This window comes from Methylorubrum aminovorans, assembly GCF_022179725.1.
GTDB lineage: Bacteria > Pseudomonadota > Alphaproteobacteria > Rhizobiales > Beijerinckiaceae > Methylobacterium > Methylobacterium aminovorans.
The window spans coordinates 1-6773 of record NZ_BPRC01000064.1 but is presented as its reverse complement, the minus strand read 5'-3'; the positions used below and the strand labels follow the sequence as shown (position 1 = coordinate 6773).

4 protein-coding genes and 6 pseudogenes are annotated in these 6773 nt (G+C 64.2%); 6 read left to right on the top strand and 4 right to left on the bottom strand.

Annotated features, from left to right (window positions below):
* Positions 1-156: transposase (locus MFF24_RS28255; protein WP_238229169.1), on the top strand; the 156-nt coding region annotated here is incomplete at its 5' end.
* A 28-nt stretch (positions 157-184) separates the two neighbouring features.
* Here the strand turns inward: MFF24_RS28255 and MFF24_RS28250 are convergent.
* A pseudogene (locus MFF24_RS28250) lies at positions 185-408 on the bottom strand (IS5-like element ISMra2 family transposase); the annotation flags it as partial.
* Here MFF24_RS28250 and MFF24_RS28245 point away from each other — a divergent pair.
* Both MFF24_RS28245 and MFF24_RS28240 read left to right on the top strand, forming a co-directional pair.
* Positions 409-753, top strand: coding sequence for an NAD-dependent epimerase/dehydratase family protein (locus tag MFF24_RS28245; protein ID WP_238229168.1), 345 nt, complete (start codon positions 409-411; stop codon positions 751-753).
* A gap of 18 nt (positions 754-771) precedes the next feature.
* Entirely contained in the window at positions 772-978 is a 207-nt protein-coding gene (locus MFF24_RS28240) for a hypothetical protein (RefSeq protein WP_238229167.1), read from the top strand.
* A gap of 626 nt (positions 979-1604) precedes the next feature.
* Here MFF24_RS28240 and MFF24_RS29145 read toward each other — a convergent pair.
* A pseudogene (locus tag MFF24_RS29145) lies at positions 1605-1724 on the bottom strand (transposase); the annotation flags it as partial.
* Between the two features lie 157 nt (positions 1725-1881).
* On the opposite strand from MFF24_RS29145, the pseudogene MFF24_RS28230 reads away from it, so the two are divergent.
* Positions 1882-2145, top strand: a pseudogene (locus tag MFF24_RS28230) (transposase); the annotation flags it as partial.
* Here MFF24_RS28230 and MFF24_RS28225 read toward each other — a convergent pair.
* Positions 2114-3078, bottom strand: a pseudogene (locus MFF24_RS28225) (transposase); the annotation flags it as partial. The pseudogenes MFF24_RS28230 and MFF24_RS28225 overlap by 32 nt on opposite strands.
* Positions 3079-3235: 157 nt before the next feature.
* Here MFF24_RS28225 and MFF24_RS28220 point away from each other — a divergent pair.
* Positions 3236-3409 (top strand): annotated as a pseudogene (locus MFF24_RS28220) (transposase); the annotation flags it as partial.
* 23 nt (positions 3410-3432) lie between these two features.
* Here the strand turns inward: MFF24_RS28220 and MFF24_RS28215 are convergent.
* Positions 3433-5115, bottom strand: coding sequence for a hypothetical protein (locus MFF24_RS28215; protein ID WP_238229166.1), 1683 nt, complete (start codon positions 5113-5115; stop codon positions 3433-3435).
* Positions 5116-5738: 623 nt separating this feature from the next.
* Between MFF24_RS28215 and MFF24_RS28210 the strand changes: the two are divergent.
* Positions 5739-6422: pseudogene (locus MFF24_RS28210) on the top strand (transposase); the annotation flags it as partial.
* Between the last annotated feature and the right edge of the window lie 351 nt (positions 6423-6773).

Sequence of the window (6773 nt, the reverse complement as noted above, 5' to 3'; positions counted from 1 at the left end):
GCCTGCCCGGACTGGGCTTACAACAACCGCAACATCGTCGAGCGGTTATGGGCGCGCCTCAAAGAGTGGCGCGCCGTCGCCACCCGCTACGAGAAGACCGCCGTCAGCTTCGCCGGTGTCCTCTGCCTCGCCGCAACACTCGACTGGCTCAGGTGACGACAGGCCCTAGGACATCTCTGCAAACTCACGAGAGCCAGAGCATGGTCATGCCGACGGTGATCATAGCGAGGTAGTTGGTGGCGCGCTTCTCGTAGCGGGTGGCGATGCGGCGATACTGCTCGAGCGGTTGATCCGTCGCTCGACCTTGTTGCGTTCCCGGTAGGCGGCCTTGTCGAAGTTGGGCTGACGCGGCTGATCCTTGCGGCTCGGGATCACCGGCTCGACTCGCCGCTGCTTGAGCCGGCCCCGGTGAGCCATTACAGCCGCTCAAAATGGATTGGCGAGCAAATCCTGCAGGATATCCTCGGCGGCGGCCATCTCATCGTGCTCAGGCCATTCAACCACACGGGTCCCGAGCAAGATGAGCGGTTCGTGGCGCCCTCTTTTGCGTGCCAGATCGCGAGGATTGAACGCGGTCTCGTTCCTCCCCGTCTCAGCGTCGGTGATCTGTCGGCAAGACGCGAATTCCTCGATGTGCGAAACGTCGTCCGGGCCTACGCCGGCGTGATCGATGCATCGGAGCGGATCGCAGGAGGGACGGTATTCAACATCGCCAGTGGAGAGTCACGCACAATCGAGGACGTGCTTGCATGACTCAGGCAGCGGGCGGAAATGCCGTTCGAAGTTGAGGTGGATCCTGATCGCCTCCGGCCGAGTGAGATCCCGATCGCAGCGGGCCGCTCGGACAGGCTGCATGCTGTTACTGGCTGGCAGCCTGACATTGCATGGTCGAAAACGCTGGATGATTTGATGAGCGATGCCCGCGAGCACGCTCGTAATATCGAGAAAGAGAAGCTTTCACGTCAAGACGTATCTTGATGTTTCCTGCTGCGCCTGCGATCTCGTGCGATGTCTCCGGGGCGGGGCTGTGTTCGGTTTTCTGTGAGAGCTTGCGTCTCGAGGACCCTGACGGTCACATCGCCAGACTCAGCGCGCCAGCCGCTCAGATCATCTTCACCGAGCGCTTCACCAGGGCCATGGCGGCCTGATGGGCGGCACCGGCATGGGGAAAGACGCACCTAGCCATCGCGGGCCCGGTCCTGCATCCGGGACGGGGCCAGGATGTTGAGCACCACGTCGGCCGAGTGCACGCCCTCGCGCAGCGCCTCGGCGCAGGCGGACATCGAGCATGAGCGCGGCGCACATGGGCGCAGATGACGGATCGTGTCCCTGATGGTTGTGTAGCTCGACGGTAACGAGGAAGCCCGTCCGCGCGGAGTGGTCATCGGCGGTTGCCGGGTAGGGTCAGGTTGCGAGCACAATCCCGAACCCGAGAGACCCCCGATGACCGAGGAGATGATGAGCCTGCGCGGTCTGCTGGAGAAGAGCGCCGACGCGGACCTGCTGCGCGAGATGATCGGCTTTGCGGCCGAGCGGCGGATGGAGTAGGCACCGGCGCGGTCACAAGCCACGACCTCGACGCCGGGATGCTGCTGCAGCCAGTCGGCCACGGTGGCGGTCTCGCGGTCGGGCAGCAGGTCGATGATCTGGCCTCGTTCCAGATCGCACAGGATCGTGCCGTAGCGCTGACCGCGCCGCCAGGCCCAATCATCGATGCCGAGCACGCGCGGTGCGCGGTCTGCCTGCGCGGGGGCGCGACCTCGCACGAGGCGCAGCAGAGTGTCGGGGCTGACCGGCAGGCCGAGGCGCCCCGTCAGGCGTGCGCCGGCTTCACCAACGAGCGCGAGACCGAGGTGGTGCTGGAGGTCGCCGAGGCGGTGGCCCGGCGACACCGTGATCCTCGACAACCTGCAAGCTCACAAAGTCAGCGGCATCCGCGAGCGGGTCGAGGCGGCCGGCGCGTGGCTGTTCTACCTTCCGCCCTACAGCCCCGAGTTCAACCCGATCGAGCAGATCTTCGCCAAGCTGAAAGCGCTGCTGCGGAGCGCAGCCGCCCGCACCGTGCCTGACCTCTGGGACGCCATCCGGCAGGCCTTCACCCGCTCCACCCCGGAACCGCGGCGGTCGTCGTCTCGAAGTCGGTGATCAGGTTCGGCGTGTCATCGTCCCACGTCTCGGTCAGATGCACCTTGTAGCCACTCCACACCGTCGTGCCTTTGCTCGCGTAGCACGCCTCGACGTCATACGGCGAGTCGATGTACGGCCCGATGGTGGCACCTGATCGTTCGTCCGCCACGCGACACGGGTGCCCCGCGGCCCGTCCTCGCGGAGGAAGTTCTGCACCCAGACCCGTCGCAGGGTCTCGAGCGCGGCGAGGTCACGCAGGACGGGTGGGGCGAGGGCCAGCAAGGTGAACCCATCGATCCCGGTCTGCACCGCCCACGCCTGCTGTCCTGCTTGGCTCTTGGGCAGCCGGAACTCGCTCGCCCACAGCCCGTAGCGTTCGACCCAGATCGGGGTCGTGCACGTGCGTAGCCAGTCAGGCGCGACCGTTGCCAGTTCGTTCAGCGCGTGGCGCAGCGTTTCCCCGACAACTTCGAGCCGGCTCAGAGTTCGCAACGCTCCAAGGACGTGGGTCGAGTCGCTGCGCTGGCGTCCACCGCCTTTCAGGAGCCCGCGCTCCCGTGCCAGTGCGAGCGTCGCGTCGAGGAGCCGGCTTTCCGCCCCATGGGCGAGAAGGCGGGTGCGGAACTCGCTCAAGACAGTGTGGTCGAAGCCGGTATCGGTGAGCTCCAGGCACAGGAGGTACTTCCAGTCGATCCGCGTGCGGACTGCGTCGGCGGCTTGGCGATCGGTGAGTCCCTCCATGAACTGCAGCAGGGTCGCGAGGGCGAGCCGGACCGGCGCCTCAGCGGGGCGTCCCCGCACCGGGAACAGGTCGGCAAAGTCGTGATCCTACACGACCTGATGCAGGTCGTCATAGAGGCGCATGACCGGATTGCCGTTCGGAAAGATCGCTCGCGCGACCTGCGCAGTCTGATCAGGCACGACGTAGGTGCGTCTCACGTCGAGCGACATGCTCCCCTCCTGATGAGCGTGGGGCAACATCGTCACTCTTCGCGCTGCGCTGGTCGTCCGCTCATCGCAAGATGCCGTGCCGAATTCGCCACCAATATCAAAGTGCGGGAGAGCCGCTGTCGTGGAGCCCTTCAGGCTTTCCCACGAGGTGTGTTCGATGCCTCACACACGCCCGCCCTATCCAGCTGAGTTCCGTCGTCAGATCGTCGAACTGGTCCACGCTGGACGCGATCCCACAGATCTCGCCCGTGAGTTCGAGCCGTCGGCCCAGGCGATCCGGAACTGGGTTGCTCAGGCGGATTGGACCGAGGATTGCCGCGCGGCGACGGCCGAGAACCAAAAGGCATAGATGCCTCACTGAAGCGCGATGCACTTCCAAGCCGAGTTGGCATAGACGCACAGCTTGCCGGCTCTACCGTCCACCACGAGCGGAGCCATGCCAGGCACAGCCTGTGGCGCTCCAGTTGGCGTCCCGGACATTACGGGGATGTACGGGTACCCGTTGGCCTCGCTCGTGGCCGGCGCAGGTTTGCCCAGCACTATAGGACTTCCCATTGGGTTGATGTAGCACGGCAGCGTGTTGGAGCCGGGCTTGGCGCATTGCATCCAGCCATACATGTCGGCGAGTACGCCAAACCGGATGCCGCTATCAGTGGCGGCGCCGTTGCCAGTTGAGATCTGGGCCGAGGCCGCGCCGGCGGCGACGTCCTTATAGGGCAGGCTTGCATCCGTCACTGTCAGCCGGGCTGCGGGCGCGAGCGTACCGATGCCCATGTTCCGGCCCACGGTTCCGTAAGGGGCACCGATTGTGTCGATGGTCTGTCGTCCACCCGTAGCGCCGTTAGAGAGCGACCCTGTGAGGTTGCCGCTCAGGTCTACTGCAGCGACTGTGATGCGGTCGCCTGCACCCGGCGCCACCTCAATCCCGTACTTCTGCCACTCCTCTTGGCCGGGGAACGAGCCGCCCGGCCCCGAGCGTCCTCCCGTGACTGACCAAGATGAGACCCCGGCCGCCACATGAATCCCGGAGTAGACGTTGCGGGCCGTCTTGGAATTGAACGAAATTTGTGGGGCGTTGATGTCGATGTAGGCGCTGCCCTCGTTGCGAAAACCCTCACCACCATTGTTGGTTAGGCGTGGCGCGTTGAAGATCAAGCTGCGGATCGTGCTCGGTGTCCCCTTGAGACGAATGCCGGGCTTGCCATTGCTTTGACCGTTCGTTGCTGCCCACAGTCCGGTAAAAGTAACGTCAGAGACTTTTCCTGTACCCGTGGGCGCGATCAGCAGACCCTCATCCACGCTCGTATCGAGGAAGCCATCCGTTGACTGTGAGCCGTTTACGACCTGTCCATTGCCCGGGTCCATCAGCCAAGCGTTCTTGTTGCTGATATAGTCGCCACCGCGGACTTGGAACCCAGACACGTTCCGAAAATGCAACGCCGCCATGGTCGCGCCGCTGATTAGCGGCTCGTTGAGCATCACATCGGCAGGCTGACCTCCTGAGAATCCCAAGCGAATACCAACATATGGGTTGAACACCTGCACCCGATCTAGGTGGATTTTGAAGGCATTGGGGCCGCCGTGCACGTCGATACAGACATAGACATTGCCCTGGCACGTAACATCCGCACCCTTGAAATTATATGTGCCGCGCAGGGCGATGAATGCGCCATGCGTCCGAGGCACGCTGGATGAAAATGAGATATTGCGAAGACCACTATTCTCGTTGGTCGTGGATCCGTCGCCAAACCGGAGCACATCACCATCGAAATTGCTTGAGATGAGAGTCGGTGCGCGCCCATCGCCTTCCAAGATAACGTTGCTAGGGAGAGCTTGGAGAGCGGTAAGCGTGTAGGGCTGGACCGAGCGCGGAAGTAGGAGCCGGCCGCCCATACTTCCCAGTCGCCCGACTGCCGCCGGAATTGCCGCTGTGATGTCGTGGGAGCCCAGAGCCATGTCATCAGCCACATAGACCGTGCGGCCGAGCAGCGCGCTGAGCGTGTTCGCCGCCTTGCTACCAGCGGGGCGAGCTGTCATTCCGGACGCATCGTCGGTTGGCTGTAGTATACGCGTCCAGGCCTGCCCCTGAAGCACGCATGGCACGCGCGGTCCGCTCGTACCGGAGGCGTAGCAGAGGCCGTGCGCGGCAGAACCAGCGGGGGATAGCCCTTCGGCACGGGCAAACGTCAGGGAACTAACGACTGCGAGGGCCGCCAGAACAGTGCGCATCAGCATGGATCAAGTCCCGTGGGCCAGGCTGCCGGGGGTTAGCGTCATGACGACAGCAAATAGGGCGGCGCCCTGAATGGTCACGCCGAGCGTGGCCAGAGTAGCAACTCGTGAAAGATTGACGCGGCGATCATCGCCTATCTCGCCGACCCGTCGAAGCCGGTGGTGCTTGATGTCGGAAAGAGCACCCTCGACGTCTCTATGGTCGGCAGACGAACTGGCGGTGGAGGGGGCGACGCCAGCGCGGCGGCGGAATGCGATGCGAACAGCGATGCTACTCGGGAGGCCGGCGTGACATGGCTCATCTTTGGCGACAGCCACATCGGCGCATTTCGGTACGCTGCAGAAAATGGCTAGAGCCGTTCCCGCTTACGTAGCGACGGCCAAGTCGTTGTCGTAGCCGGCGGCGGCGAGGCCGTTGCGGCACTCGCTCGGACGATGCCACGACCTCGACCATCCACGCAGCGCTCGCTGCACGGGACCTGCTGCCCAGGATCCACATCGCCGACACTGGTTTCGTGAATGCGGCGCTGTTCGTGGATGCCCAGGAGCGCCACGGGATCGATCTGGTCGGCCCGACGCGGGGCGACCGGCAGTGGCAGGCCCAGGCCGGCGTCGGGTTCGCCACACGGGACTTTGCCATCGACTTCGCTCGGCGGCGGGCAACGTGCCCGGGTGGGAAGGACAGCCACAGCTGGACACCCACGCTCGTCCACGGCACGACACCGGTGATCAAGATCAAGTTCGCGGTCCGCGATTGCAGGGACTGCTCGCTGCGGCCGCACTGCACACGCTCGAAGTCGGCGCGGCGCGCGATCACGATCCGCCCCGAAGCCCAACACAAGGCGTTGCGGGTCAGGCGGGAGCGAGAGAAGACCTCCGACTTCGCAGCTGAGTACGCCCGGCGTGCCGGCGTAGAGGGCACGATCGCACAAGGTGTGCGGTCAGCGCGGCTCCGACGGACGCCCTATTTCGGGCACGCAAAGACGCACTTGGCTCATCTGATGAAAGCGGCGGCGATGAACTTGGTGCGACTGCTGCGATGGTTGGCGGACGAACCGAAGGCGCGAACTCGGAACTCATCCTTTGCACAGCTGCACTCGCTTGCAGCTTGACTGTGCCACCTCTAATTCGCCACTAATATCACGTTACGCGGAACGGTCGCGGTGACGAGGTTGGCATCAGCTGCTTCACGGATGGGATGATCCTGCCCTCATCTTTGCCGGGCTGCGCCATCGACAGCGTCACTCAGAGCGCCGATCACCTCGTCATCCGGGTCGTGTCCCCTGACGTGGTGTAGCTTCGACGTGGCCACCACGATCACCGACCGGGGCGGGATCGATCCGGCATCCGTCAGGTCGGTTTCGTAGCGCAGGCCCGAGCGGCTATGCTACCGCCGGGTGGTCGGGGTCCACATGGCACTTCCAGGTCAGGCTTCAGCACCCTTCTGGAAGCATCGCCATCCC